The sequence below is a fragment of the Campylobacter gastrosuis genome, assembly GCF_030249845.1.
Classification (GTDB): domain Bacteria; phylum Campylobacterota; class Campylobacteria; order Campylobacterales; family Campylobacteraceae; genus Campylobacter_A; species Campylobacter_A gastrosuis.
The window spans coordinates 24,883-47,400 of record NZ_JANURM010000012.1 but is presented as its reverse complement, the minus strand read 5'-3'; the positions used below and the strand labels follow the sequence as shown (position 1 = coordinate 47,400).

Sequence of the window (22,518 nt, the reverse complement as noted above, 5' to 3'; positions counted from 1 at the left end):
TAAAATGGCAAATGCAGGTCTTTAACGTTATGTTTTAGGCTTCATTTGCTTTTTTGACTAGACTATAACAAATTTTAAGCTATAATTTTTCAAAAAGTAGAAAAATGGTAGAAAATTTACAAAAAAATCGCACGTTTTTGCTCTTTTCTTTGATATTTTTAACCCTAATGCTAATTAACTACGCAATAAATCGCTCGTTTGTAAAAAACGCACTCATAAACGAACAGCTTTTAATGCTTAAAAATTCAAGCGACAAGGTGCAAAAATGGATAGAAAGCAAAAAATTAAGCCTAAATGCAGTAAGCGAATTAATCTTAAATTATAATCCAAAAGATGATGAAATTTTAATCAAAGATATTTTAACAAAGAGCGAAAATATCGCTGGTTTTAAGAGCGTTTATGCTGGTTATGAAAGTGGGATTATCATTTCAAGCAAGGAGTTTAAACGCCCAAAAAACTACCTGCCAAAAGAGCGTCCTTGGTATGAAAACACCATAAAAAACGGCGGGTTTTATATCACAAAACCTTACGTTGATAAGGGTTTAAACGTGCTTGTAATTTCAATTTGTAAAAGCGTTAAAAACGGCGTTTTATGCGGAATTTTATCCCTTGATGAGGTTAAAATTGAGCTAGAAAATAACAATCTATTTTTAGCAGACGATAGCGGTTTAAACGCACAAAATCCGCTTGAAACAGATGATGAAATTTTAAGCTTTAAACGGCTTGAAAACTCGCACCTAATCTTAGTCGCAAAGACCATAAAAAAGGACATTTACGCCAAAATCAACGAACAATTTATCATAAATTTTGCAATCTATCTTTTAAGCATAATTTTATTCTTAATCCTTGCATATTTTTACAACAAAAAAATCAACAAACAAAAAGCCGAGTTTGAAAAGGTAAAGCAAGAGTATGAAATTTTGCTATTTTCATCATCAAAAATGGCAGAGCTTGGGGCGATGATAGCGGCTATTTCGCACCAGTGGATACAGCCCTTAAACTCGCTTAGCATATTTTTAGGCAACTTAGTTCAGTTTAAAAAACTAGGACGCCTTAGCGATGAAATTTTTTATGAAAACACAAAAAGATCGCTTGAAAATATTGACTATATGGCAAATGTTATGCAGATGTTTAAGGAGTTTTACAAAAGCAAAAGTGAGCCAGAAATTTTTAACGTAAAACAGGCGATTTTAGATACGATTTTTATACTTTTTGCAAAAGATTATGACTTAAAAATTAAAATTTGCGTCAAAAAAGGCACAGACACAAACTGCCTAAATTACATAAACGAATTTAAGCAGATTATTGCTTGTTTAATCTCAAATTCAAAAGACGCCCTAGCCTTAAAAAAGAACGCAAAAATCGTCATTAGCATAAGTGAGCGTGATGATAAAATGGTAGTTAGCGTGATTGATAACGGCGTTGGCATTACAAACGAAGCTAAAATTTTCACGCCATTTTTTAGCGCTAAAAATAGCAGCGGACTTGGACTTTATATCTCAAAACTCATTGCAAATAAAAAGCTAAATGGCAATTTAATCCTTAAAAATTTACAAAATCCTACAATTTTTTCATTGGAGTTTTTAAAAGATGTTAGACATTAATGTTTTAAAAAAGCTTGAAAATATCTCGGTCTTAGTCGTTGAAGATGACGAAAACACAAGGGTGGCTATCGCCCAGTCGCTAAAATTTTACTGCAAGAAATTAGTTACAGCAAGTGATGGTTTAAGCGGATTTGATGAGTATTTTAAAGATGACTTTGATATCGTAATAACCGACATAAACCTGCCAAATTTAAACGGACTTAGTATGCTTGATGAGATAAAAAAGATAGCCCCACACCTAATCTCAATCGTGATAACTTCATATGACACAAACGAAAATATCCTAGCGTCAATTAAGCTTGGAGCGTATCACTATCTTAGAAAACCAATTAAAATAGAGGATTTACAAACCACGATTATTATGGCGACAAAGCACCTTTTTGATGAAAAAATCCGCTTTAAAAACGGCTATGAATACGACTTTAAAGAGAGAATTTTGTATAAAAATGCTAACATTATCCCCCTTACAAAAATTGAAGCAAGGCTGTTTTATCTCTTAGTTAGCAACCTTGATAAGGTGATAAATTATGAGATGATAGAGAGCTACGTTTGGGGGAGTAAGAGTATGAGTAGTGAGGCGTTAAGAATGATAGTAAATAAAATCAGGCTAAAAACCGACAGGGCAATTATTGAAAATTTCTCTGGTGTTGGCTATAAAATCACAAAGGGATAAAATGCTTTTTGAAAAATTAGTAAAACAAAATGAAAATTTATGGCTAGATTACGTTAATCACGAGTTTGTAAAGCAACTAGAAAGTGGCACACTTGGGCGTGAAAATTTCATCTTTTACCTAAAACAAGACTACATTTATCTAATAAACTACGCCAAAGCCTACGCAAGATTAGCCATAAACGCCAAAACGCCAGCCGAGCTTAGATTTGCACTAAAATGCCAAAACGAGCTAATACAAGGCGAGCTTTTGCTTCATCAAAGCATATTAGAGCTTGGCATTGACACGGCAAAATTTAGCGCATTTGATGAAAGCGTCGTAAATATCGCTTATAGCCGTTATTTAATGAGCGTTGGCGAGAGTGGCGATTTTCTTGATATGCTTGTAGCTCTATCAGCTTGCGCGGTGGGATACGCCGTGATTGGTAAAAATATTAGGCGTAATTTAGGGCAAATCCCAGCAAATCACCCGTATAAAGAGTGGATTGATACCTATTCAAGTAGCGAGTTTTTAAAAGAAGCCGATGAGTTTGTGGCGTTTTTAAACAGCTATGAAAACGTCGTAAATGAGCCAAAATTTCAAAGATTAAGCGAAATTTTTGCAAACGTTACACGGCTTGAAATTTGCTTTTGGCAGCACGGACTTAAAATGGAGCTACAATGATAGATAAAATTTGTGAGATTTTAGACGTAAAATTCCCAAAAAATGGTAAATTTCAGTGCGATTTTGACTGGTTTTATTTTTACAGGATTAGTAAAAAGACCGAGTTTAGCCACACATTTTACGAGCCGTCATTTTGCGTGATTTTAAAAGGGCAAAAGGTGGTTGAGATTAAGGGCGAGATGTTAAGTTATGATTGCAACCGCTATTTAATCGCACCAATGCATTTAAGCGCAAGGGTGGCAATCACGCAAAGCCCCTACGCGTCGCTTAAAATCGCATTTAGCGTTGATGAAATTTTGGGTCTTATTAAAGAGATCGGCGTTAGCGATTTTAAGGATACAAAGGATTTGGGGCTGTTTCTTGGCGACATTGATGATGTTTTGCTTGATGCGATTTTTAGGCTTGTAAGCATTGAAAACGGCGATAAATTTAGAGCAAATTTAATCAAAAAAGAGATTTTATACCTGCTTTTAAGTGGTGCTGGGGGCGATTTTTTACGCTCATACACGCAAAGCGGGAGCGTAAAAAACGTGATTTTAAGGGCGATAAACGAGATAAAAGCAAACTACAAAGACCGCATAAATATGGACGATTTGGCGCGAAAGCTTGGCATTTCAATCTCATCTTTTTACTCAAATTTCAAAGATGTCGCTGGGGTTAGCCCACTTGCATTTACCAAGCGTTTAAGACTTGAAGAGGCTAAAAATATCCTTTTAAACAGCGATTTTGACGCTCACAGCGTGGCTTTAATGGTAGGCTATGAAAGTCCAACGCAGTTTAGCCGTGAATACGCCAAAATGTATGGCTTACCGCCCATAGCTCACACGAAATTTCTAAAATCGCAAGGGTTTTAGGCGTAAATCACCTTGTAATGCTCGCTTTTTGGCGCGTTTGACTCTGGCGTTTCATCGCTTTTGCCAAGCACGATAGAGCAAAGTGGCGAGTAGTCATCTGGAATTTTTGCTAGTTTTTTAAGCTCTGGCTCATTTAAAAGCGTAACTACGACCGAGTTTATCAAGCACGAGCTAAGCCCAAGCGAAGTCGCGCGAAGTTGCATATTTTGCATAATTGACCCAGCCGCCCAGTAGGTGTTTGCGTGGATGTTTGCCAGTGTAGCCCCAACGCACTCTGGTGGCACGCTCGTGGCTAGTTTGCCTGAGATTATGATATAAACTGGCGCGTCATAAAGCGTGGTTTTAGCACTCATACCCATATTTTCAAGCAAGGGCGCAAATCTTTTTAAAGCCGCTTCATCAAGCGTTTTAAACAAATTTTTATCCGTAATCACGCTAAAAATGGCGTCTTTTGTGGTAAAGACGGCTGGGGCTAAAAACCCAGCCTCCAAAACCGCCTCTATCTGCTCTTTGTTTGGCGTTTCATCGTTAAATTTACGCACACATCTTCGTTTTTGCATAGCTTCTAAAATTTGCATTTTTTCTCCTTATTTTAATAAACTTTGAATGCACTCTTTGATTTTAGCAAAGTCGGCTGTCGGCTCAAAACGAGCGACAACTTCGCCGTTTTTATCCACTAAAAATTTCGTGAAATTCCATTTTACGCCGTCGCCTTCTAAAATTTCAGGGAAGTTGTTTTTTAACACTTCTGTTAGCTTTTGGCTTAACTGATGAGCATCATCAAAGCCCTTAAAGCCTTGCTTTGAAGTTAGAAATTTAAAAAGCTCGTGAGCGCTTTCTCCTCTAACGTCGCCCTTTTTAAATAGCTCAAATGTAACGCCAAAATTTAGCTGACAATTTTTTGCTATCATCTCATCATCGTCTGGCTCTTGATTTGCAAAGTTATCGCTAGGAAAGCCAAGCACACAAAGCCCTTTGTCCTTAAACTCTTTATTTAAGGATTCAAGCTCTGTGTATTGGTCGGTAAATCCGCACTTGCTAGCCGTGTTTGCAATAAGCATTACCTTGCCCTGATACTCGCTTAAAGACTTGGTTTTGCCGCCGTTTGTGGTTACGTTTATGTCGTAAATTTTCATAATTTCTCCTTTGATTTAAAAGCGAAATTATAAAATTAAAATGTGTTTTTAATGTGTCCTTTTTAAAGATACGATGACTTTTAAGCCGTTTTTGGCATTTGTGATTTTTATCTCACCGCCTAAAAGCTCTAAAATTCGCTTTACGATTGATAGTCCAAGTCCGTTACCCTTTGTTTTGTGAGACTCTTCGCATTGATAGAATTTATCAAAAACCCTACCGATTTTACTCTCATCAATCCCGCCTCCGTTATCTTTTATGAAGACTAAAATTTCATCATTAAGGCTAGTTAAATAGATAAAAATTTTGCCTTTTGAGTATTTTAGGGCGTTATCTATGAGATTTAGCCAGACTTGCATAAGTAGTAATGCATTGGTATTTAGGCTTATTTGCGTTAATTTTAGCGTGATTTTGTGAGCGCTGTATTTTTGCATTAAAAGCGACACGGCTTTTCTTATCTGCTCATCAAGCCTAATTTTGTCGTTTTTGCTGATTATGTTTTGATTTTCAAGGCGAGAGAGCATTAGCATATTTTCGCAAAGCTCGTTTAGAGCGTGAGTTTGAGCGTGTATGAGATTTAGAAATTTTTGGCTATCTTTTGGATTTTCAAGCAAAATTTCGCAATACCCGCTTATTATGCTAAGTGGCGTTTTTAGCTCGTGAGATACGTTTGAGATGAAGTCTTTTTGCATAAAATTCATATTTTCAAGCTCGTAAGCCATTTTATTTATGCTAAACGCAAGCTCGTCAAGCTCGTGAAGGTATAAAAAATCTCCGCTAAATTTATCTCGTTTTCTCTCTACTCTCACACTAAAATCGCCGTTTGCTATCTTTGCGGTGGCGTCTTTGAAATTTGTAACGTATCTTAAAAAATGCGCCGAGATGAAGTAAAACAAAATCCCGCCAAAAATCATAACCAAAATACAAACCATTAAAATGCCAAAACTAAGGCTAAAATCGCTCCCAAACGCCCAAAACACCGATATTACAATGAGCGATAAAACCACACTAATAAGGCAAAACGTGCCAATAAATGCAAGGGCGGTGTAGGATTTTAGGCTGATTAGATAGCGTTTCATAAAATTTTAGCCTTGTAGCCTAGCGTTCTTATCGTTACTATCTCAAAGTCATCGGCGTGTTTGACTTTGGCTCTGATTTTTTTGATGTGAGTATCTACCACTCGCTCGTCGCTTTGGCTATCAAAGCCCCAAATTTCTTGCATTATCTCAAAGCGAGTAAAAATCTTGCCCTCGTTTTTAAGCAGTAAAAACAGCGTATAAAACTCCTTTGGCGTTAGCGTAACCTCGCTATTTTGTATGCTTAGCCTTAAATTATCATAATCAAGTTTGGTGCTTTTTAGCGTGATTTGCCTTGAATTTGCGATTTTTGCGCGTCTAAGCAGGGCGTTTATGCGTAAAATCATCTCTTTAAAGTTAAGCGGCTTACTCATATAATCATCAGCACCGCTTAAAAAACCAGTCTGCATATCGCTAAATTCGCTCTTTGCCGTTATCATTAGTATCGGCAGATTCTCATCAATCATCTTTACCTGTTTTGCCAAATCGTGTCCGTTAATACCGGGCATCATAATGTCGGTAATTAAGAGATTTATGCGTTTTGTTTGTAAAATTTCAATCGCCTCTTGCGCGTTAAACACGCCTTTTGCGTTAAATCCCTCGTTTTTTAGCTTTAAGCAAATTAGCTCGTTTAAGCTCTCATCATCTTCTGCGACTAAAATCATCTTTTAAAGTCCAGTCCGCCCTTGTTTTTAAGATAAACTAGCGAAATTTTTGTTTCGTTTTTATCGGTTATTAAATCGCCCATTTTGCCAAGCAAACTGCCATTTTTGCTAATCTCAAACACCAGCCACCTGTTTGGCTCGTTCGCTAAGGTTGCGGCGTAAATTAGCTCTGCGTCGCTATTTTTAAGCTCGGTTAGAAATTTAGAGCTATCTTTTAGGCTAAAAGTCGTTAAAAACGCCTTGGTTTGCTCATCTAAAACGACCTTTTTATCGCTTAAAAACTGCGTATTTAGGGCGATTTTCTTTTTGTGAGCGGTTAGGATTTTTGGCGAAGCGTCAATAAAATTTTTATACTGCTTTGAGGCTAGGTGCGTTTTGTAAGATGCTTCATCGGCGTAAATTTCAAACATATAAGCAAACTCATCGCTTTTAGCTAGACACATACTAAGAGTGCCTAATTCAGTGCTAACCGAGGCGTTTATGTTATCATTTGCGATTTTATCAAACAGCATTTCATCGCTAACCCCAAGCTCAAAAACATTAAAAATAGGCTGTGCATAAAGTGAAGTCATAACCGCTAAACCTAGTAAAAATTTTCTCATTTTACTGCACTTTTTACAAAATCATCGCTAATCATCTTTGGGCTAAACTCCCTAATCTCATACGTGGCTAAGTCCGGATAATAGCTATCTTGCTTTAAAATTTCATCAAGCTCTTCACGGCTGTTTGTAACCGCAAAAATCACACCGCTAGGCTTGTTCGTGTCGGTGTAAGGTCCAAGCATTAGGAATTTTTTCTCATCAAAAAACCGCTTAAACCACGATGAGTGTTCGCTAAAAAGCTCATCGTGTCGCTCCTTTGAAATGCCGTCTTTTACGCTTATATTAATGATATACATTTACGCTCCTTTTATTGCGTTTGCTAGATTGTTAGCGTGATTTTTAGCCGCCTCTTTTTGCCTGTTTAGCTCGGTTTCATCGGCGTTTATGTAGCTTATGCCAGTAAGAAATAGCGGGACTTTTAGCTCTAATTTACACAAACTCGCAAGGCTTTCAAACGGCGCTATTAGTTCAGATAGCGAGTGCTTCATTAACCCATTTTGGCTGTAAAGTTCGCTGGGCGCGCCAGTCGTGATTGAGATGATTAGCTTTTTACCGCCGATTTTTGCATTAGAGCCGTGAGCAAATCCGTGCAAAAAGACCTCATCAAGCCACTTTTTCATAAGACTTGGCATACTATACCAGTAAAACGGCATTTGCCACACCATTATATCGGCGTCTAAAATCGCCTCTTGCTCGGCTTTTATATCAAACTCGCCGTTTTTGTGTAGCTCATCAAGTTTTCTAATCTTTGCGTTTGGCAAAATTTTAGAGATATTATCTAAAATAGTAGCGTTTGCGACCGAGTTTTTAAGGTCTGGATGACCTGAAATAATGAGAACATTTTTCATCTTTTATCCCTTTAAAGCAAAATTTTCACAAGATTTTAGCATAATTTTTAAATTTGTAGAATTAGGCAAGGATTTTGGAGAATCAGGCTACCGCAAATTTTTAAAAGCGGTTAAAATTACAGCACGAAATTTATAAAAGGATACAAAATGAATAAGACACGTAGAGATTTTGTAAAAAACTCAGCGATTTTAGGCGCTACGCTTTCTACTTTTGGAGTGAGTGCAGTTTTTGGAGCGAGTGATAAAAATGGCGGTTTTGACCCAAAAAACGCAAACGTTAAGTGCAAGGGCTGGGCTGCCTTTGATAGTAGCGGGGTTTTTAAGCCGTGGGAGTTTGAACGCCGTCCTGTTGGCGATGATGATATTTTAATTGACATTAAATACGCAAGTATTTGCCATAGCGATATTCACACGATTAAGGGCGACTGGGGAGAGCAGATTTATCCGCAAATACCAGGACACGAGATAGTTGGGCTTGTTAGTCAAGTTGGCAAAAATGTTAAAAATTTCAAGGTCGGCGATAGGGTCGGCGTTGGTTGTATGGTGGATAATAAAAATATCGCGCTTTTACAAAAAGACGCTACCACCGGCGGACTTGGCGAGCAGTATTCAAACGATACGATTTTTACATACGGATTTAGCGATAAAAGAGAGTCAACAGGCATAACTCAGGGCGGATACAGCGATAAAATTGTCATTAACGCTCACTTTGCCGTGCATATCCCACAAAATTTAGACTTCAAGCTAGCCGCTCCGCTTTTGTGTGCTGGGGTTACGACGTTTAGTCCGCTAATGAAGTATAAAATCAAAAAGGGCGATAAGGTCGGCGTTAGCGGTATTGGCGGACTTGGACATATGGCTGTTAAACTTGCCGTTAAAATGGGGGCAGAAGTTACTGCATTTACCACGAGCGAGAGTAAAAAGGCTGATATTTTAAGCTGGGGCGCAAAAGAGGTCGTGGTCGTAAGTGAGCCAAGCAGGGATTTAGCGAGATTTAAAGGAGTACTTGATTATCACATTAGCACGATACCAGTGCAGTTTGACGTCGCTCCTTATGTTAGTAGCGTTAAGCCGTTTGGGACTTTTACGCTAGTTGGTATGGGCGAAAATTTTAGCATTACTCAAAGCAACCTAGCGCTTTCAGCAAGTAGGGTAAATTTTACCAGCTCGTTAATTGGCGATATGAAAGAGACGCAAGATGTAATAAACTTTTGTGCGGATAATAAAATTTATCCAAACGTTGAGATTATAAACGCAAGTGATATCACAAACGCCTATAAAAAGGTGCAAAATAAAGAGGCGAGATACCGCTATGTGATTGATAGCGCAAGTATTTAGTAAAGGATTTTTATGAGAAATTTAGGCAGTTTAAAAGTAAGTCCGCTTGGGCTTGGGTGTATGGGTATGAGCTTTGGCTATGGTAAGCCAAAAGATGAAAATGAGATGATAAATCTAATCCATAAGGCTTATGATTTAGGCATTAATTTTTTTTGACACGGCTGAGGTTTATGGACCTTTTATCAATGAAATTTTAGTCGGCAAAGCTGTAAAGAGTTTTAGATCGGCGAAGATAAGTGGGGCGCTGGACTAAATACTCACGGCGAACATATCGCAATCACTGGCATAAAAGATAATAAAAGCGTAACTTGGCTTGAAAAGCTAAGCGACGCTGAGTATGAAAATTTTATAAAAAAGGCGAATTTATAATGTTTCGCATAATTTTTGCGTTGATTTTGGTGCTAAATTTAAAGGCAGATGAGATGAAAATCGTATTTATAACGCAAAGTGGCAAGGTTTTAGCCACGCTAAATGATAGCAGGGTAGCAAGGGATTTTTACTCTCTTTTGCCATTAAAAATTGAGCTTAAAGACTACGCTGGGGCTGAAAAATACGCTAGGTTAGTAAGACCGCTTGAAGTAGCCAGCGAGCCAAGCACGGACGGCAAAATGGGCGATATTTCGTATTTTGCGCCGTGGGGGAATTTTGTGATTTATTACAAAAATCAGCCGTTTTATGAGGGCATTATCCGCTTGGGCAGATTTGATGGCGATTTTAGCGCGGTCATAAACTCAAAAAATGTAGAGATAAAGGCAGTAAAATGATAAAATTTAACGGCGTAATTAAGCCAAACACGGAGCTTTTTAGTCAAGAACTGGCTAAAACAAACATAGAAATTTTTAAATTTGTAGAATTAGGCAAGGATTTTGTAGAATCAGGCTACCGCCTTTTGTGTAAAAATGGTTACAATTAAGCATAAATTTTAGGGGATAAGATGAATGCAAACGACACGATTTTAGTCTATTTCTCAGCGACAAATCGCACTAAAAATGTAGCAAATATCATCGCACAAAAGCTTGGCGTAAAAAGCGTGAGTTTAGAGCCAAAAGAGCCTTACACGGCGGCGGATTTGGATTATAACAACCCCAAAGCAAGGGTTTATGTAGAGCTTCAAACTCGCCCAAATGTAGCGCTTAAAAACGCTGTCCTTAGCGACTGGCAGAGCTATAAAAACGTGATAATTGGCTATCCGATTTGGTGGTATGATTACGCTTGGGCGATGAATGAGTTTTTAACCAGCAACGATTTTACTGGCAAAAATATCGCCGTTTTTGCTACTTCGGCTAGTTCTGGACTTGGCGCTAGCGCTGAAAATCTAGCCAAAAAGGCAAAAGGTGCAAAGCTAATTGCCAAAAAGGGCTTTGAGATGATAAATGAAAAGCAAATTTACACTTGGCTTGATAGTGTAAAAGAGTAAAATATTAAAAATAAAAAGTTAAAATCACAAATTTTAAAAGGATAAATATGAGAAATTTTAGTTTTGTTAATCCGACAAGGATTGAGTTTGGCAGGGGCAAGGAGCATAAAATTGGCGATTTTATGAGCGAATTTGGTGTTAAAAAGACGATTTTGCTTTATGGCAGCGAGCGTATTAAAAACAGCGGACTTTACGATATCGTCGTTAATAATTTAAAGCAAAACGGCATTGAGTTTGTCGCGCTTGGCGGTATTAAATCAAACCCAGTTTTAAGCAAGGTAAAAGAAGCCATAAATTTAGCACGTGAGTTTGGTGCTGATAGCGTTTTAGCCGTTGGCGGCGGCTCTGTTTTAGATAGCGCAAAAGCCGTTGCGGCAGGGGTTTGCTACGAGGGCGACGTGTGGGATTTATTTACTGGCAAAAAGCCAGTTAGGGCGCTTAAAATTTTTGATATCATCACGCTTGCCGCAACTGGTAGCGAGATGAATAACGGTGCTGTCGTTACAAATGAAGCGACCTTGCAAAAATACTCAATTAGCGGTAAGTGCCTGTATCCAGCCGTTTCTGTTATCAACCCAGAGCTTCAAGCAAGCGTGAGCCGTGATTATTTGGTCTATTCAGCCGCTGATATCATCGCTCACAGCATTGAGGGCTATTTTACGGCGACTTATCACCCTGAGCTTGTTAGAATGCAGATTGAAGCAAACATCAAAATCGTGATGAAAACGACTGAAATTTTGCTAGAAAATCCAAATGATTATGACGCTAGGGCGGAGTTTGCTTGGGCTGCGACTATGGCGTTAAATGGCTTTACATATCTTGGCGTGGAGGGATTTGGCTATCCAAATCATATGCTTGAACACGCGATGAGCGCGATCACTGACTGCGCTCACGGAGCTGGGCTAAGCGTGGTGATACCGGCTTGGAGCAAGTGGTATAAGGATAAAAACCCGGACGCCTTTAAGCGTTTTGCACGTGAAATTTTTGGGCTAAATTCAGCTGATGAGGGCATAAATGCGCTTAAAGCGTGGTTTGATAAGGTAGGCACTCCAACTAGCCTAAAACAGCTAGATATTGATGATGAAATTTTAGCTAAAATCATTGATAACGCCGTAATGACCGCAAAAGCGTGGGGTATGGATAAGCTTTATACAAAAGAAAATATCGCTGAAATTTTCGCCCTTGCAAAATAAATTTTTAATGCTGGTTTTATCAGCGCTAATGGCGTTCGCCTCGGTGTCGGTGGATATTTATCTGCCCGCACTGCCAGTTATCTCAAAGGATTTAGGCGGCGACGCTGAGCTTAGTATCACTGGATTTTTGATTGGATTTAGCCTAGCACAGCTATTTTGGGGTCCAGTAAGCGATAAAATCGGCCGCAAAAAGCCACTAATCATTGGCGTTAGTCTTTTTATCATCGGCTCATTTTTTTGTGCGCTATCTACTAGCATTTATGAAATGCTCTTTTGGCGCGTGTTTCAGGCATTTGGAGCTTCTACGGCTCCGATGATTGCTCGTGCTATGATTAGGGATATGTTTGATAAGACAAGGGCGGCTGGGACGCTCTCGACGCTAGTTGTGATTATGGCTGTTGCTCCCATTATCGCGCCATTTATTGGCTCGTTTATTGCTCGGATTTCATCGTGGCATTTTATATTTTACCTGCTTAGCATTTTTGGAGTTTTTGTGCTTTTAGCCCTATTTTTCGTGCCTGAAACGCTAAAACAAAGAAGCGATGAGAGCTTGATTAGAGCCTTTAAAAACTACAAAATTTTACTTTTTAACGCCCATTTTATGCGTTATGCATCGGCTTTGATGTTTTACTACACCGCAATTTACACCTTTATCACGGCTTCGGCGTTTGTTTATATTGAGTATTTTGGCGTTAAAACGCAAGATTACGGCTACTTTTTTAGCGTAAATATCATTGGCGTTATGGCACTTAGCTTTTTTAATAGGAATTTGGTTAAAAAATTTAGCCTTGATACGCTTTTAAAACTAGCGATTTTTGTTTCACTAATCAGTGCTATTTTGCTATTTTTATTTGAAATTTCAGGGCTTTTAAGCCTTTATTTAATGGCAGTTTTTATCTTTTTCGTATTTAGCTCAAACGGCATAATCGCCACCACCGCAACCGCCGCCGCGCTTGATAGGGTCGCTTCAAATATGGTTGGCTCAGCATCAGCACTTGTCGGTGCTATGCAGTATGGTAGCGGGATTTTAGCTTCAATTTTATACGCATTTTTAAAAGACGGCACACCATTTATAATGTGCGCGATGATTGCATTTTTTACATTTTTAAGTGCCTTTGCGATTTTTGTAAGGATAAAATTTCTAAACTAACTAAAATTTTACTGCTCACTACCGCCAATTGATTGTTTGCTTTATTTACAATAAAAAGGATTTACAAATGTCATCTATTTTTGATACACTTGGAGTCAATAATGATTTATTTAATCCAAAGCTAATAAAAAACAAGAAGCCATACTTAGTGACACGGACAATATGGCAATATCACTTTATGCAAAGCGATTGAGTGTGGAAGATACAAAAAGCTTTTCAAAATAGACTATTAAATATTATAAATGTCATTTATAAATTTAATACTATGCTTTTTATGGATATTGCTGTGTGAAAGACTAGAATATAAAAACATAGCAACTTATCTTATGCTTGACATTAGAGTAAATGACACAAAAGAGGTTTTTTGGAATTTATATAAAAGATAGCAAAAAAATTCTATTTATTTCTTGGATATTTTAATAAAATTAAAAATCGTGAAGAAAATAATATACTTATCATCTACACCGACAATCTAAGTGTCTATAAATCGCTATTTTTAGCCATTAATAAATGGAATAATTCTAATGTCGCCATTATATACACTAACTTATCTGATAATCTTATCTGCTTGGTTTGCTTGGCGACCATTTAAAGTGGTCTTTGATAATAATTTTATCATTTGAGCTTTCAAATTTGATGATTAAAATTTTACTCTGTTTTTTTGAAATTTGATATTTTACTTTGTGGTATCATCAGTAAATTTTTAATTTATCTTGCCATCTTTTAGCAATTTTGCCTTTGCATAAATCAACAAATTTAACTAACCCAATGAAACTTTGGGCGTAACATTTAAACTAAATTTGTCTAAAAAAATAAAATCTTTTGTATCAGACTTTAATACCTTTTAAATATGGCTTATTTTTTAAATTTACAAACCAAGCTTCTTTTGATTTTATGAATTTTATAATAATTTATAAATTTCTATAAAGAGTTAAATTTGTTTAATTGTGCAATAAATCACTAAAAATTTATCAAACATTTATTTTTAATTAACTTTACTTTTATAAAATCGTGCGAATTTTGCATAAAAGGATATAAAATGAGAAAATTTTTATTTACTGGATTTGTTTTAGCAAGTGCTTTGTTTGCGGCTGTAAATATCAACACAGCTACAAAAGAGGAGCTAATGAGTGTTAAGGGTATTGGCGAAACGAAGGCAAATGCAATAATTGAATATCGTAAAACAAACGAATTTAAAAGCCTTGATGAGCTAAAAAACGTAAAAGGCATCGGCAATGCAAATTTTGAAAAAATCAAAAATGAACTTTCAATAAGTGGTAAAACCGAAATAAAAACCGCTACAAAAAAGGCAAAAAAAGCCGATAAAAATGCTACGAAATAATGCAAGAATTTTTAAAAGATGAGGGTTGGCGTGAGATTTTAAAAGATGAGCTTAAAAGCCCTTATTTTGCAAATATAACTAAAATTTTACAAAACGAAACAGCTACGATTTATCCACCAAAAGAGCTGATTTTTCACGCATTTAATCTAACGCCGTTTGATAACGTAAAGGTCGTGATTTTAGGGCAAGATCCATATCATCAGCCAAATCAAGCAATGGGGCTTAGTTTTTCTGTGCCAAAGGGCGAAAAAATCCCGCCAAGTTTGGCAAATATTTTTAAAGAATTACACAACGATTTAGGCATAAAACCCCCGAAATTTGGGGATTTAAGCGAGTGGGCAAGGCAGGGCGTGTTTTTACTAAACGCAACGCTTAGCGTGCAAAAAGCCAAGCCAAATTCTCACGCAAAAATCGGCTGGCAAATTTTTAGCGATGCGGTCACAAAAGTCCTTGATAAAAGGCGTGAAAATCTCGTTTTTATGCTCTGGGGCAACTACGCAAAGGCAAAATCGCCACTCATTGACGCAAAAAAGCACCTAATCCTAAGTGCCGCTCACCCTAGCCCGCTAGCACGTGGGGCGTTTTTTGGCTGTTCGCACTTCTCTTTGGCAAACAAATATTTAACAAAACACGGCAAAACCCCAATTATTTGGGATTTAGCTTAAAATTTTAAAGGCGTTGGGTTTTTAAAACCTGCATTATCGCCATAAAATCGCTGTCTTTTCGGTGAGTTGAGATGATTTGCACAATTTTTAAAAGGCTATTTGTAATGCCCTTTACGATGTCGGTGTCATTCATCAGCGAGGTTGCCATTTTGTTTGAAATTTTCTTCTCGTGAAGCAAAATATCTGGCGCAAACTGAATGGCATCATACTCCTTATAAAGCTGTCTAATCTCCTTAATCGCCACATTATCGTCAATCTCAAAGACCCGAATTTGCTCAATTATACGAAGCAAATGCAAAATTTTCGTGCGAAGCTTGTCATATTCTGCCCTGATATACTCGTTTGATGAGCTCATAAATTTATAGATATTTGGCTGGACATTTTTGACATCTTTTAGCGTTTCAGCTAGAAGCAAGGCGGCACGGCGAATATCCATAAACTTCACCATGTCCTCCTTTTTTGCGTTGGCACTTGCGTTGATTAGGTAGTTTATGATTTGGCTGTAAATTTCTTTAAAGCGGTTGTTGTAAATCTCATCAAAATCTATCTCAATTGGCGTTTTTCGCATTTTAATAATCTCATCTGATGGCATATCAAGCGTTATGTCGTTTTTGCTAATGCTGATTGATTTTGCGATGATTGAAGCGGTGTTTGCGTAAAGATGAGCCATCTCTTTTGTAAGCACGACAAAGGCGGAGTCGCTAAATTGAAGCGATTCTTCATCAAGAAATTTTGCCGTTATTACTTTTGAGCGAACCTGCTTTGATTTTACAAATTTATCCAAAAAAATCACGACGCTATTTGTTAGCGGATAAAACACGCCAACGCCAATTATGTTAAAAATCGTGTGAAACAGAGCTAGTTTCATTGAGTAATCATCAGTCCTAATGTGTAAAAAATGTGCTACAAAATCGGTAAATGGGACAATAAATTTTATAAACAAAAGTGTGAGAATTGCCGAAACTACGTTAAATAAAACGTGTCCAAACATCAGCTTTTTGCCGTCTATATTTGCATTTATTGAGCCAATAACAGCGACCACGGTGCTACCGACATTTGAGCCAATAGCGATAGCAACGGCGTTTTCGTAGCTCATCTGCCCCACGCTTAGAGCCGTTATCGTTAGTGTCAGCGTCGCCGTTGAGCTTTGCATTAAAATCGTAACCACAATGCCAACAAGCGTGTAAAGCAAAAGTCCGCTAACGCCGTCCATAGCGTATTTTGCAAGGTCAATCGTATCTTTTATATCATCAAATCCGGACTTCATATAGTGAATTCCAAGAAACAAAAGCCCAATGCTAAATACGAAATAACCGCAACTTTTAATGCCCTTTTGTTTATTAAAAAACATAATTACGCCAATAATCACAAGTGGCATAGCGTAGTAGATGATTTGCGTTTTAAGTCCGATGCCAGCGACTAGCCAAGCGGTTGAAACCGTGCCGATATTTGCACCATAAATAATGGCAAGTCCAGCACCAAGCGTGATAAGTCCAGCACTTAAAAACGAAATGGCAATGACACTAACTAGACCGCTGGAATTCATAATAAAAGTGGTGATAAGCCCAAATAAAAAGCTCTTAAACCTGCTACTTGTCGCCTTTTTAAGAAAGCTCTCAATGCCAGAAAAGCCCGAAAAACTCAGCTCCAAAACCGAAATGCCATACAAAAATATGCAAATTCCAAAAGCGATAATCATAAAGCTCTCGCTAATAAACATAAGTATGCAAATCGCCAGCAAAAACGCCCCGAGCAACGCCACGCTCTTGTGTTTTTTAAACTCTTGTATGTAGTTCAATGTTCGCTCTTTTGTTAAAATTTAGCCCACATTATAGCAAAGTTTGTTTAAAATTAATTTTGTAAGTGTTTAAATAAAAATTATTTGTTTAAATGAGTCATTTTTTCGTTTAAAAAATCGCAGACACTTTGGCTAAAATCAACACCATTCTTACTAGCTATAACAGCCAACCACCAAACGCACTCGCCGATTTTATGGGCTAAATCGCCCTCATCATCGCTAGACCAACGCTCTTGTTTGCTCATCACATACCTACCAACTAGCGACGCATCTGTTAAAAACCCCAAAACATCCTCTTGTGGCGACCACTTTTTGGCGTGGTATAAAATTTCTAATTCGTGATAAAGCTCTCTAATTTTTAGCGATTTGTCGCTAACTTCATCTAATGTCATCTTTATCCTTTTATCTAAAATTCGCACAAATTATAGCAAATTTTGGGGTGTTACATTTTTTGTGTTTTGTAATTTTGTTTAAAATTTTAAAAACGCTAGAACATAAAAAATAAAAACTAGCGGATGCCGACTTTTAATCGGCAGGTGTTCGCATATTAAGGGATTTGTTGTTTTAGAAGAATTAAACCTGCAAAAGCACAGCAGCGAAAGAGCGTCGCCATTGGGAGCAAACGAAAATCAAAACAATGTTACGACATTATTTTGATTGTTTGCGAGTTATGGCAAATGGATAAGTGCGACCCTACTTCGCTTTTGCTCGTTTTAAAAGCCAAACGCAAAATAAGCCCCCTTCTCCCTTAAAGAAAAACAAGCGACACTTTTTAAATTTCAAGCAAAGTTCTACTTCAAACCACAAAAATTCTCAAAAAACAGCATAATTTTTAGATTAAAATTTCAAAAATATAAAACGTAAAAAGCCGACTTATCGGCAGTTAAAACCTGCAAAAACACAGCAACGATAGAGAATTATCGCTTTTGGTAAATGGCGAAAATTTTGTGAAAAATACAAATTTCAAAAAACACTAGAACGCAACAAGACCAAAACTAGCGAACGCCGACTTTTAATCGGCAGGTGTTCGCACGATAGAGCGTTGTCGGGGTTGTGGGTTGTTAAGGGAGAAGGGGGTGACTTCGCAATTCAAGCCCCCTTCTCCCTTAAAGAAAAACAAGCGACAGCCTGAATAAAATGCGAAGTTCTACTGCAAACCAAGCCAAAATTTACTTTTTTAAGCAATAAAATTTTATTTGCGAGTTATAGCAAAAGCGACCATATTTCGCTCGTGCCAAAAATCAAACAAAATACAAAATCCCAAAACCACATAAATTTTTAAAAAATCAAAACTAAAAATGCAAGCAGGTTAATTTTCACGTTTTTATTTTTTAAAAATTAATGAATATTTAATAAAAATAAAATAAGCACAAGAATCACAAGCACAAAAATAAGCTTTGAAATTTGTGCTAACCTGTAATGCCTTAAAGCCTTTTTAAACAGCAAATTATCAACGCTAAGAGCCCTTAAAGTGGCGTTTATTTCATCGTTTGTGCTGTTTTTATCGCATAAAATAATGAGCGAACAGCCCTGTTTTTTCATAAAATTTGGGTCTAAAAACGCTACAAATTTATCCCCAGCACGCCTGATTTCTTGCTTTCTACGGCACATAATGCCGTGAGCGTTAATGGTGCTAATTATCTCGTGTATGGCGTTTTGCTCGTCATCGCCATTTAAAATTTGAGCATTTTTAGCAGTTATGCTCGTGCCATCTCTTTTTTTAAAAGTTGCTAAAATCATTGTAAAACCTTGTGTTTTATTGCTGTTTTAAAAACATTTACACCATTATATTTCAAAAAAAAAAAAAAACAACTTAAAGTTAATGAAAAGTATAAAATTAGTTAAAATTTTATCTTGTAGGTTATGATTTTGCAAATTTATAGATTAAAATTTAGTAGCGATTTATTGATTTTATTAAAACTTGGTTTAAAAACTATTATAGTTTTTAAACCGCTAACTTTAAAATTTCAAAACACAAAATCACTTTAAAATTCTAGGCAGTGTTATGCCCTCTTGTGCTTGATATTTGCCCTTTTTGTCGGCGTAAGTCACTTCACACGGCTCATCGCCTTGTAAAAACAACACCTGCGCTATACCCTCGTTTGCGTAAATTTTAGCTGGAAGTGGAGTTGTATTTGAAATCTCAATCGTGATATGCCCCTTAAATCCCGGCTCAAACGGCGTTACATTTACGATTATACCGCACCTTGCATAAGTGCTTTTGCCAAGACAAATGGCTAAAACGTCATCTGGCATATTAAAATACTCAATCGTCCTAGCTAACGCAAACGAATTTGGTGGCACGATACAGACATCGCCCTTAAAATCCACGACATTTTTCTCATCAAAATTCTTTGGATCAACCACGGTGCCACCGATATTTGTAAAAATTTTAAACTCATCGCCCACGCGAATATCATACCCATAGCTACTAACGCCATAGCTTACAACGCCCCTGCCGACCTGCTCTTCTGCAAAAGGCACGATCATATCGGCTTCTAGGCTCATTTTTCTTATCCATTTATCGCTTTTTAGTCCCATTTTTATCCTTTTAAAATTTTCATAACAATATCAAATTTTAGCTTTATATTTGATATTTTTTGCTAAAATCACTAGTTTAAATCACGCATAGGAGTTTGTATGAAAAAAGAAGATATAAAGCAGTTAATAGAGCTTTTTGAAACAAAAGATATAAATAGAATCCGCATAAAAGAGGGCGATTTTGAGTTAGAGCTTGAAAAATATGCCGATTGTTGTGATGTCCCAGCCCCTACCCCAGCCCCAGTAGCCACACCAGCCCCAGCCCCACAAGCTATAAATGTTCAGGTTGTTAATGAAAAACCAGCCACAACAGCTAAAAATACGCTAAATTCGCCAATGGTTGGCACATTTTACTCAGCTCCAAGCCCGGGCGCTGCTTCGTTTGTAAAAGTCGGTCAAAAGGTTAGAAAGGGCGAGGTTATCGGCATTATTGAAGCGATGAAGATAATGAATGACATTGAGGCTGAGTTTGACTGCCAAATTAGCGAAATTTTAGTCGCTGACGGACAGCCAGTTGAGTTTGGTATGGCGTTGTTTGCTGTGGAGAAAATTTAATGGAAATTAAAAGAATATTAATCGCAAACAGGGGCGAGATCGCGCTTCGTGCTTTGCGGACGATAAAGGAGATGGGCAAAGAGGCGATAGTTGTCTATTCAACAGCCGATAGGGACGCACTTTACGTAAAATACGCCGACGCTGCCATTTGCATTGGCAATCCTCGTTCAAGTGATAGCTACCTAAACATACCAGCGATCATCTCGGCGGCTGAAATTAGCGAAGCAGACGCGATTTTCCCAGGATACGGCTTTTTAAGTGAGAATCAAAATTTTGTTGAAATCTGCTCTCATCACAAGATAAAATTCATTGGCCCAAGTGTTGAGGCAATGGCGATAATGAGCGATAAAAGCAAGGCAAAGCAGGTAATGCAAAGAGCTGGTGTGCCAGTAATCCCGGGCTCTGACGGCGCTATAAAAGATATAAAATTTGCAAAAGAGCTTGCAAAACAGATAGGCTATCCAGTTATTTTAAAAGCAGCCGCTGGTGGTGGTGGTCGCGGTATGCGTGTGGTTGAGCGTGAAGAGGATTTAGAAAAGGCGTTTTGGTCGGCTGAGAGCGAGGCTGTTACGGCATTTGGCGACGGGACAATGTATATGGAGAAGTATATTTTAAATCCACGCCACATTGAAGTTCAAGTCATCGGCGATAGCCACGGCAACGTCTTGCACGTTGGAGAGCGCGACTGCTCAATGCAACGCCGCCACCAAAAGCTAATAGAAGAAAGTCCAGCGATTTTGCTTGATGAAAACACGAGAAAACGCCTACACGAAACAGCCGTAAAAGCGGCAAAAGCGATAGGTTACGAGGGCGCTGGGACGTTTGAGTTTTTAGTGGATAAGCACCTAAATTTTTACTTTATTGAGATGAACACACGCCTTCAAGTAGAGCATTGTGTTAGCGAAATGGTAAGCGGACTTGATTTAATTGAGCTAATGATACGCGTAGCACAGGGCGAAAAGCTACCTAGTCAGGAGAGCATAAAGCTTCACGGACACGCCATAGAGTGCCGTATCACAGCCGAGGATCCAAACAGCTTCGTGCCAAATCCGGGCGAGATAACAAAATACGTCTGTCCGGGCGGGCGAAACGTGAGAATGGATAGCCACGTTTATCAAGGCTACAGCGTCCCGCCGTTTTATGATAGTATGATAGGCAAACTCATCGTTTGGGACGAAACACGCGAAAAAGCCATACACAAAATGCGTGTCGCGCTAGAACAGCTAGTAATCGGCGGTATCAAAACCACGCGCGATTTTCACATACAGATGATGAAAAACAAAGACTTCATCTCAAACAACTACGATACAAACTATCTATCAAAACACTGATTTTAGGGGCTTTTGCCCCTTTTTATTTTATATAACTAAAAATAAATTTATACTCTTTTAGCTTTCTTTCTTGCTCGTTTAAAAAACTTTCAATATTGCTTTTATCTACTATCACACCAAAATCTTTTGGCTCTTGACTAAAATTTTTTGTTAGCTTTTTAGCTACAATTTGACTTACACTTGGCATAAAATGACTTACCTCTTTATAATTTTGCGGTCTTAAATCGGTAGTTACGCTATTTATATCCATAAAAGCATAAACTTCGCCAAAAATTTCAACCAAACTCCTAAACCACTCTTTATAACGCTCAAACTGATTAGCCTTTATCATCTCAGTAACAAAAAGCTCAGCTGCAATGGGTGGCGTATAAACTATAAATTTTGAAGTTTTATTCTCATTTTTAAGAGATTTTAACAGATTAAAATACTCATCGTTAAAATTCCAACGCTTAGTAAAATCTAAAAAATAGCCCTCAATATTGGATTTATTATACTCCTTAAACAGCTCATCACTTTGCTCTACTGCAAATTTATTTAGCTCTCTATCATAAAAATCAGTATTTTTAATAGGCAATACAGAGTTAAACGCATTTTTTATACTAAGAAGCATTTGAAGTTTATAAATTTTATCCTTTACGTTTTTTAGCACCTGTGTTGGGTCATCATACGCAAACTTCCCTTGATTAAAAGCTGAGCGAAAGTCGGCATTTAAAACTATAAATTTTGGCGTCCCATTTAGCTCTTTAAAAAAGTCAATATATGGCTTATATTCACTTGCGTCCATACCAGAAAGACAATAATTAAAAATTTTCATACCGCTAAAAAAGTCTGACTGCATATATAAGCATCTGCTAGTCCCTATTAAAACAGCATCGTATTTTTTAGTGTGATTTAGCAAAAAATTACTCTTTTGCACTCTTTCGTTAAAAACTTTTGTCTTTTCGTTAAAGCGATTTTTATTTGTTGTTAAAAACAGCATATCTATCGTAAAATTCAGACAAAACACACGAAGAACAAAGATAAAACCAACGCATAAAAATATAAAAATCCATCTTTTAAATTTCATATCTG

The 22,518-nt window shown here is 37.4% G+C and carries 26 protein-coding genes and 1 pseudogene; 15 read left to right on the top strand and 12 right to left on the bottom strand.

Annotated features, from left to right (window positions below; all coding sequences use genetic code 11):
- Nucleotides 1–104: 104 nt before the first annotated feature.
- Genes NYG85_RS08635 through NYG85_RS08620 form a run of 4 tightly spaced genes read left to right on the top strand, consistent with a single transcriptional unit; the run spans nt 105 to nt 3,792 of the window.
- On the top strand, nt 105–1,604 hold the full coding sequence (locus NYG85_RS08635; RefSeq protein WP_284938091.1) for an ATP-binding protein: 1,500 nt from the start codon (nt 105–107) through the stop codon (nt 1,602–1,604).
- Nucleotides 1,591–2,277 carry a response regulator transcription factor gene (locus NYG85_RS08630; protein WP_284938090.1) on the top strand — a complete coding sequence of 229 codons (687 nt, stop codon included), beginning with the start codon at nt 1,591–1,593 and terminating at the stop codon, nt 2,275–2,277. The genes NYG85_RS08635 and NYG85_RS08630 overlap by 14 nt, the downstream gene beginning before the upstream one ends.
- Before the next feature lies 1 nt (nt 2,278).
- Nucleotides 2,279–2,938 (top strand): thiaminase II, encoded by a 660-nt coding sequence (tenA, locus tag NYG85_RS08625; protein WP_284938089.1) that lies wholly within the window; start codon nt 2,279–2,281, stop codon nt 2,936–2,938.
- A complete protein-coding gene (locus tag NYG85_RS08620) occupies nt 2,935–3,792 on the top strand; it encodes an AraC family transcriptional regulator (protein ID WP_284938088.1) in 858 nt (285 codons plus the stop codon). The genes tenA and NYG85_RS08620 overlap by 4 nt, the downstream gene beginning before the upstream one ends.
- Here NYG85_RS08620 and NYG85_RS08615 read toward each other — a convergent pair.
- The 7 genes from NYG85_RS08615 to NYG85_RS08585 are packed head-to-tail and all read right to left on the bottom strand — an operon-like array spanning nt 3,789 to nt 8,117.
- The gene (locus tag NYG85_RS08615) at nt 3,789–4,370 is read right to left on the bottom strand and encodes a nitroreductase family protein (RefSeq protein ID WP_284938087.1); all 582 of its coding nucleotides are present in this window, start codon (nt 4,368–4,370) and stop codon (nt 3,789–3,791) included. The genes NYG85_RS08620 and NYG85_RS08615 overlap by 4 nt on opposite strands.
- Before the next feature lie 9 nt (nt 4,371–4,379).
- Nucleotides 4,380–4,928: a glutathione peroxidase gene (locus NYG85_RS08610; protein ID WP_284938086.1), complete on the bottom strand. Its 549-nt coding sequence runs from the start codon at nt 4,926–4,928 to the stop codon at nt 4,380–4,382.
- Between the two features lie 48 nt (nt 4,929–4,976).
- Nucleotides 4,977–6,005 (bottom strand): HAMP domain-containing sensor histidine kinase, encoded by a 1,029-nt coding sequence (locus NYG85_RS08605; protein WP_284938085.1) that lies wholly within the window; start codon nt 6,003–6,005, stop codon nt 4,977–4,979.
- Nucleotides 6,002–6,667 carry a response regulator transcription factor gene (locus NYG85_RS08600; RefSeq protein ID WP_284938084.1) on the bottom strand — a complete coding sequence of 222 codons (666 nt, stop codon included), beginning with the start codon at nt 6,665–6,667 and terminating at the stop codon, nt 6,002–6,004. Before NYG85_RS08600 ends, NYG85_RS08605 begins: the two co-directional genes overlap by 4 nt.
- Nucleotides 6,664–7,269 carry a putative quinol monooxygenase gene (locus NYG85_RS08595; protein ID WP_284938083.1) on the bottom strand — a complete coding sequence of 202 codons (606 nt, stop codon included), beginning with the start codon at nt 7,267–7,269 and terminating at the stop codon, nt 6,664–6,666. Before NYG85_RS08595 ends, NYG85_RS08600 begins: the two co-directional genes overlap by 4 nt.
- Nucleotides 7,266–7,565 carry a YciI family protein gene (locus NYG85_RS08590; RefSeq protein ID WP_284938082.1) on the bottom strand — a complete coding sequence of 100 codons (300 nt, stop codon included), beginning with the start codon at nt 7,563–7,565 and terminating at the stop codon, nt 7,266–7,268. Before NYG85_RS08590 ends, NYG85_RS08595 begins: the two co-directional genes overlap by 4 nt.
- Entirely contained in the window at nt 7,566–8,117 is a 552-nt protein-coding gene (locus NYG85_RS08585) for an NAD(P)H-dependent oxidoreductase (RefSeq protein WP_284938081.1), read from the bottom strand.
- Nucleotides 8,118–8,264: 147 nt separating this feature from the next.
- Here NYG85_RS08585 and NYG85_RS08580 point away from each other — a divergent pair, with 147 nt between their 5' ends.
- The 9 genes and pseudogenes from NYG85_RS08580 (at nt 8,265) to ung (ending at nt 15,222) form a co-directional block, all read left to right on the top strand.
- On the top strand, nt 8,265–9,455 hold the full coding sequence (locus NYG85_RS08580; protein WP_284938079.1) for an NAD(P)-dependent alcohol dehydrogenase: 1,191 nt from the start codon (nt 8,265–8,267) through the stop codon (nt 9,453–9,455).
- Nucleotides 9,456–9,461: 6 nt separating this feature from the next.
- Nucleotides 9,462–9,678 (top strand): annotated as a pseudogene (locus NYG85_RS08575) (aldo/keto reductase); the annotation flags it as partial.
- Nucleotides 9,679–9,823: 145 nt separating this feature from the next.
- Nucleotides 9,824–10,219, top strand: coding sequence for a cyclophilin-like fold protein (locus NYG85_RS08570; RefSeq protein WP_284938078.1), 396 nt, complete (start codon nt 9,824–9,826; stop codon nt 10,217–10,219).
- Complete coding sequence (locus tag NYG85_RS08565; protein ID WP_284938077.1) at nt 10,216–10,368, top strand: hypothetical protein; 153 nt, start codon at nt 10,216–10,218, stop codon at nt 10,366–10,368. Before NYG85_RS08570 ends, NYG85_RS08565 begins: the two co-directional genes overlap by 4 nt.
- A gap of 21 nt (nt 10,369–10,389) precedes the next feature.
- Entirely contained in the window at nt 10,390–10,872 is a 483-nt protein-coding gene (locus NYG85_RS08560) for a flavodoxin (protein ID WP_284938075.1), read from the top strand.
- A 47-nt stretch (nt 10,873–10,919) separates the two neighbouring features.
- Nucleotides 10,920–12,065 carry an iron-containing alcohol dehydrogenase gene (locus NYG85_RS08555; RefSeq protein ID WP_284938074.1) on the top strand — a complete coding sequence of 382 codons (1,146 nt, stop codon included), beginning with the start codon at nt 10,920–10,922 and terminating at the stop codon, nt 12,063–12,065.
- 7 nt (nt 12,066–12,072) lie between these two features.
- Complete coding sequence (locus NYG85_RS08550; protein ID WP_284938073.1) at nt 12,073–13,215, top strand: multidrug effflux MFS transporter; 1,143 nt, start codon at nt 12,073–12,075, stop codon at nt 13,213–13,215.
- Between the two features lie 1,039 nt (nt 13,216–14,254).
- Nucleotides 14,255–14,557: a ComEA family DNA-binding protein gene (locus tag NYG85_RS08545; RefSeq protein WP_284938072.1), complete on the top strand. Its 303-nt coding sequence runs from the start codon at nt 14,255–14,257 to the stop codon at nt 14,555–14,557.
- On the top strand, nt 14,557–15,222 hold the full coding sequence (ung, locus tag NYG85_RS08540; protein WP_284938071.1) for a uracil-DNA glycosylase: 666 nt from the start codon (nt 14,557–14,559) through the stop codon (nt 15,220–15,222). Before NYG85_RS08545 ends, ung begins: the two co-directional genes overlap by 1 nt.
- A gap of 4 nt (nt 15,223–15,226) precedes the next feature.
- Here the strand turns inward: ung and NYG85_RS08535 are convergent, their stop codons facing one another.
- The 4 genes from NYG85_RS08535 to dcd all read right to left on the bottom strand — a co-directional run bounded on the left by NYG85_RS08535 (nt 15,227) and on the right by dcd (nt 19,561).
- Nucleotides 15,227–17,020, bottom strand: coding sequence for a Na/Pi cotransporter family protein (locus NYG85_RS08535; RefSeq protein WP_284938070.1), 1,794 nt, complete (start codon nt 17,018–17,020; stop codon nt 15,227–15,229).
- Between the two features lie 80 nt (nt 17,021–17,100).
- On the bottom strand, nt 17,101–17,412 hold the full coding sequence (locus tag NYG85_RS08530) for a nucleoside triphosphate pyrophosphohydrolase family protein (RefSeq protein WP_284938069.1): 312 nt from the start codon (nt 17,410–17,412) through the stop codon (nt 17,101–17,103).
- Nucleotides 17,413–18,358: 946 nt separating this feature from the next.
- Entirely contained in the window at nt 18,359–18,760 is a 402-nt protein-coding gene (locus tag NYG85_RS08525) for a hypothetical protein (protein WP_284938068.1), read from the bottom strand.
- Nucleotides 18,761–19,000: 240 nt separating this feature from the next.
- Nucleotides 19,001–19,561, bottom strand: coding sequence for a dCTP deaminase (gene dcd, locus NYG85_RS08520; protein WP_034969045.1), 561 nt, complete (start codon nt 19,559–19,561; stop codon nt 19,001–19,003).
- 99 nt (nt 19,562–19,660) lie between these two features.
- Between dcd and accB the strand changes: the two genes are divergently transcribed.
- Together accB and NYG85_RS08510 are read left to right on the top strand one after the other, a co-directional pair.
- Nucleotides 19,661–20,116 (top strand): acetyl-CoA carboxylase biotin carboxyl carrier protein, encoded by a 456-nt coding sequence (gene accB / locus NYG85_RS08515; RefSeq protein WP_284938066.1) that lies wholly within the window; start codon nt 19,661–19,663, stop codon nt 20,114–20,116.
- Nucleotides 20,116–21,447 (top strand): acetyl-CoA carboxylase biotin carboxylase subunit, encoded by a 1,332-nt coding sequence (locus tag NYG85_RS08510; RefSeq protein WP_284938064.1) that lies wholly within the window; start codon nt 20,116–20,118, stop codon nt 21,445–21,447. Before accB ends, NYG85_RS08510 begins: the two co-directional genes overlap by 1 nt.
- Before the next feature lie 22 nt (nt 21,448–21,469).
- Here NYG85_RS08510 and NYG85_RS08505 read toward each other — a convergent pair whose 3' ends face one another.
- Nucleotides 21,470–22,513 carry a hypothetical protein gene (locus NYG85_RS08505; protein WP_284938063.1) on the bottom strand — a complete coding sequence of 348 codons (1,044 nt, stop codon included), beginning with the start codon at nt 22,511–22,513 and terminating at the stop codon, nt 21,470–21,472.
- Nucleotides 22,514–22,518 lie beyond the last annotated feature (5 nt).

What these genes read in the sequence shown, in the direction of transcription:
- NYG85_RS08570 (WP_284938078.1), top strand. Translation starts at nt 9,824, where the DNA reads ATGTTTCGCATAATTTTTGCGTTGATTTTGGTGCTAAATTTAAAGGCA.
- NYG85_RS08555 (WP_284938074.1), top strand. Translation starts at nt 10,920, where the DNA reads ATGAGAAATTTTAGTTTTGTTAATCCGACAAGGATTGAGTTTGGCAGG.
- NYG85_RS08605 (WP_284938085.1), bottom strand. Translation starts at nt 6,005, where the DNA reads ATGAAACGCTATCTAATCAGCCTAAAATCCTACACCGCCCTTGCATTT.
- NYG85_RS08510 (WP_284938064.1), top strand. Translation starts at nt 20,116, where the DNA reads ATGGAAATTAAAAGAATATTAATCGCAAACAGGGGCGAGATCGCGCTT.
- ung (WP_284938071.1), top strand. Translation starts at nt 14,557, where the DNA reads ATGCAAGAATTTTTAAAAGATGAGGGTTGGCGTGAGATTTTAAAAGAT.
- accB (WP_284938066.1), top strand. Translation starts at nt 19,661, where the DNA reads ATGAAAAAAGAAGATATAAAGCAGTTAATAGAGCTTTTTGAAACAAAA.
- tenA (WP_284938089.1), top strand. Translation starts at nt 2,279, where the DNA reads ATGCTTTTTGAAAAATTAGTAAAACAAAATGAAAATTTATGGCTAGAT.
- NYG85_RS08585 (WP_284938081.1), bottom strand. Translation starts at nt 8,117, where the DNA reads ATGAAAAATGTTCTCATTATTTCAGGTCATCCAGACCTTAAAAACTCG.
- NYG85_RS08545 (WP_284938072.1), top strand. Translation starts at nt 14,255, where the DNA reads ATGAGAAAATTTTTATTTACTGGATTTGTTTTAGCAAGTGCTTTGTTT.
- dcd (WP_034969045.1), bottom strand. Translation starts at nt 19,561, where the DNA reads ATGGGACTAAAAAGCGATAAATGGATAAGAAAAATGAGCCTAGAAGCC.
- NYG85_RS08610 (WP_284938086.1), bottom strand. Translation starts at nt 4,928, where the DNA reads ATGAAAATTTACGACATAAACGTAACCACAAACGGCGGCAAAACCAAG.
- NYG85_RS08630 (WP_284938090.1), top strand. Translation starts at nt 1,591, where the DNA reads ATGTTAGACATTAATGTTTTAAAAAAGCTTGAAAATATCTCGGTCTTA.
- NYG85_RS08560 (WP_284938075.1), top strand. Translation starts at nt 10,390, where the DNA reads ATGAATGCAAACGACACGATTTTAGTCTATTTCTCAGCGACAAATCGC.
- NYG85_RS08595 (WP_284938083.1), bottom strand. Translation starts at nt 7,269, where the DNA reads ATGAGAAAATTTTTACTAGGTTTAGCGGTTATGACTTCACTTTATGCA.
- NYG85_RS08530 (WP_284938069.1), bottom strand. Translation starts at nt 17,412, where the DNA reads ATGACATTAGATGAAGTTAGCGACAAATCGCTAAAAATTAGAGAGCTT.
- NYG85_RS08580 (WP_284938079.1), top strand. Translation starts at nt 8,265, where the DNA reads ATGAATAAGACACGTAGAGATTTTGTAAAAAACTCAGCGATTTTAGGC.
- NYG85_RS08635 (WP_284938091.1), top strand. Translation starts at nt 105, where the DNA reads ATGGTAGAAAATTTACAAAAAAATCGCACGTTTTTGCTCTTTTCTTTG.
- NYG85_RS08505 (WP_284938063.1), bottom strand. Translation starts at nt 22,513, where the DNA reads ATGAAATTTAAAAGATGGATTTTTATATTTTTATGCGTTGGTTTTATC.
- NYG85_RS08525 (WP_284938068.1), bottom strand. Translation starts at nt 18,760, where the DNA reads ATGATTTTAGCAACTTTTAAAAAAAGAGATGGCACGAGCATAACTGCT.
- NYG85_RS08565 (WP_284938077.1), top strand. Translation starts at nt 10,216, where the DNA reads ATGATAAAATTTAACGGCGTAATTAAGCCAAACACGGAGCTTTTTAGT.
- NYG85_RS08615 (WP_284938087.1), bottom strand. Translation starts at nt 4,370, where the DNA reads ATGCAAATTTTAGAAGCTATGCAAAAACGAAGATGTGTGCGTAAATTT.
- NYG85_RS08620 (WP_284938088.1), top strand. Translation starts at nt 2,935, where the DNA reads ATGATAGATAAAATTTGTGAGATTTTAGACGTAAAATTCCCAAAAAAT.
- NYG85_RS08600 (WP_284938084.1), bottom strand. Translation starts at nt 6,667, where the DNA reads ATGATTTTAGTCGCAGAAGATGATGAGAGCTTAAACGAGCTAATTTGC.
- NYG85_RS08550 (WP_284938073.1), top strand. Translation starts at nt 12,073, where the DNA reads ATGCTGGTTTTATCAGCGCTAATGGCGTTCGCCTCGGTGTCGGTGGAT.
- NYG85_RS08590 (WP_284938082.1), bottom strand. Translation starts at nt 7,565, where the DNA reads ATGTATATCATTAATATAAGCGTAAAAGACGGCATTTCAAAGGAGCGA.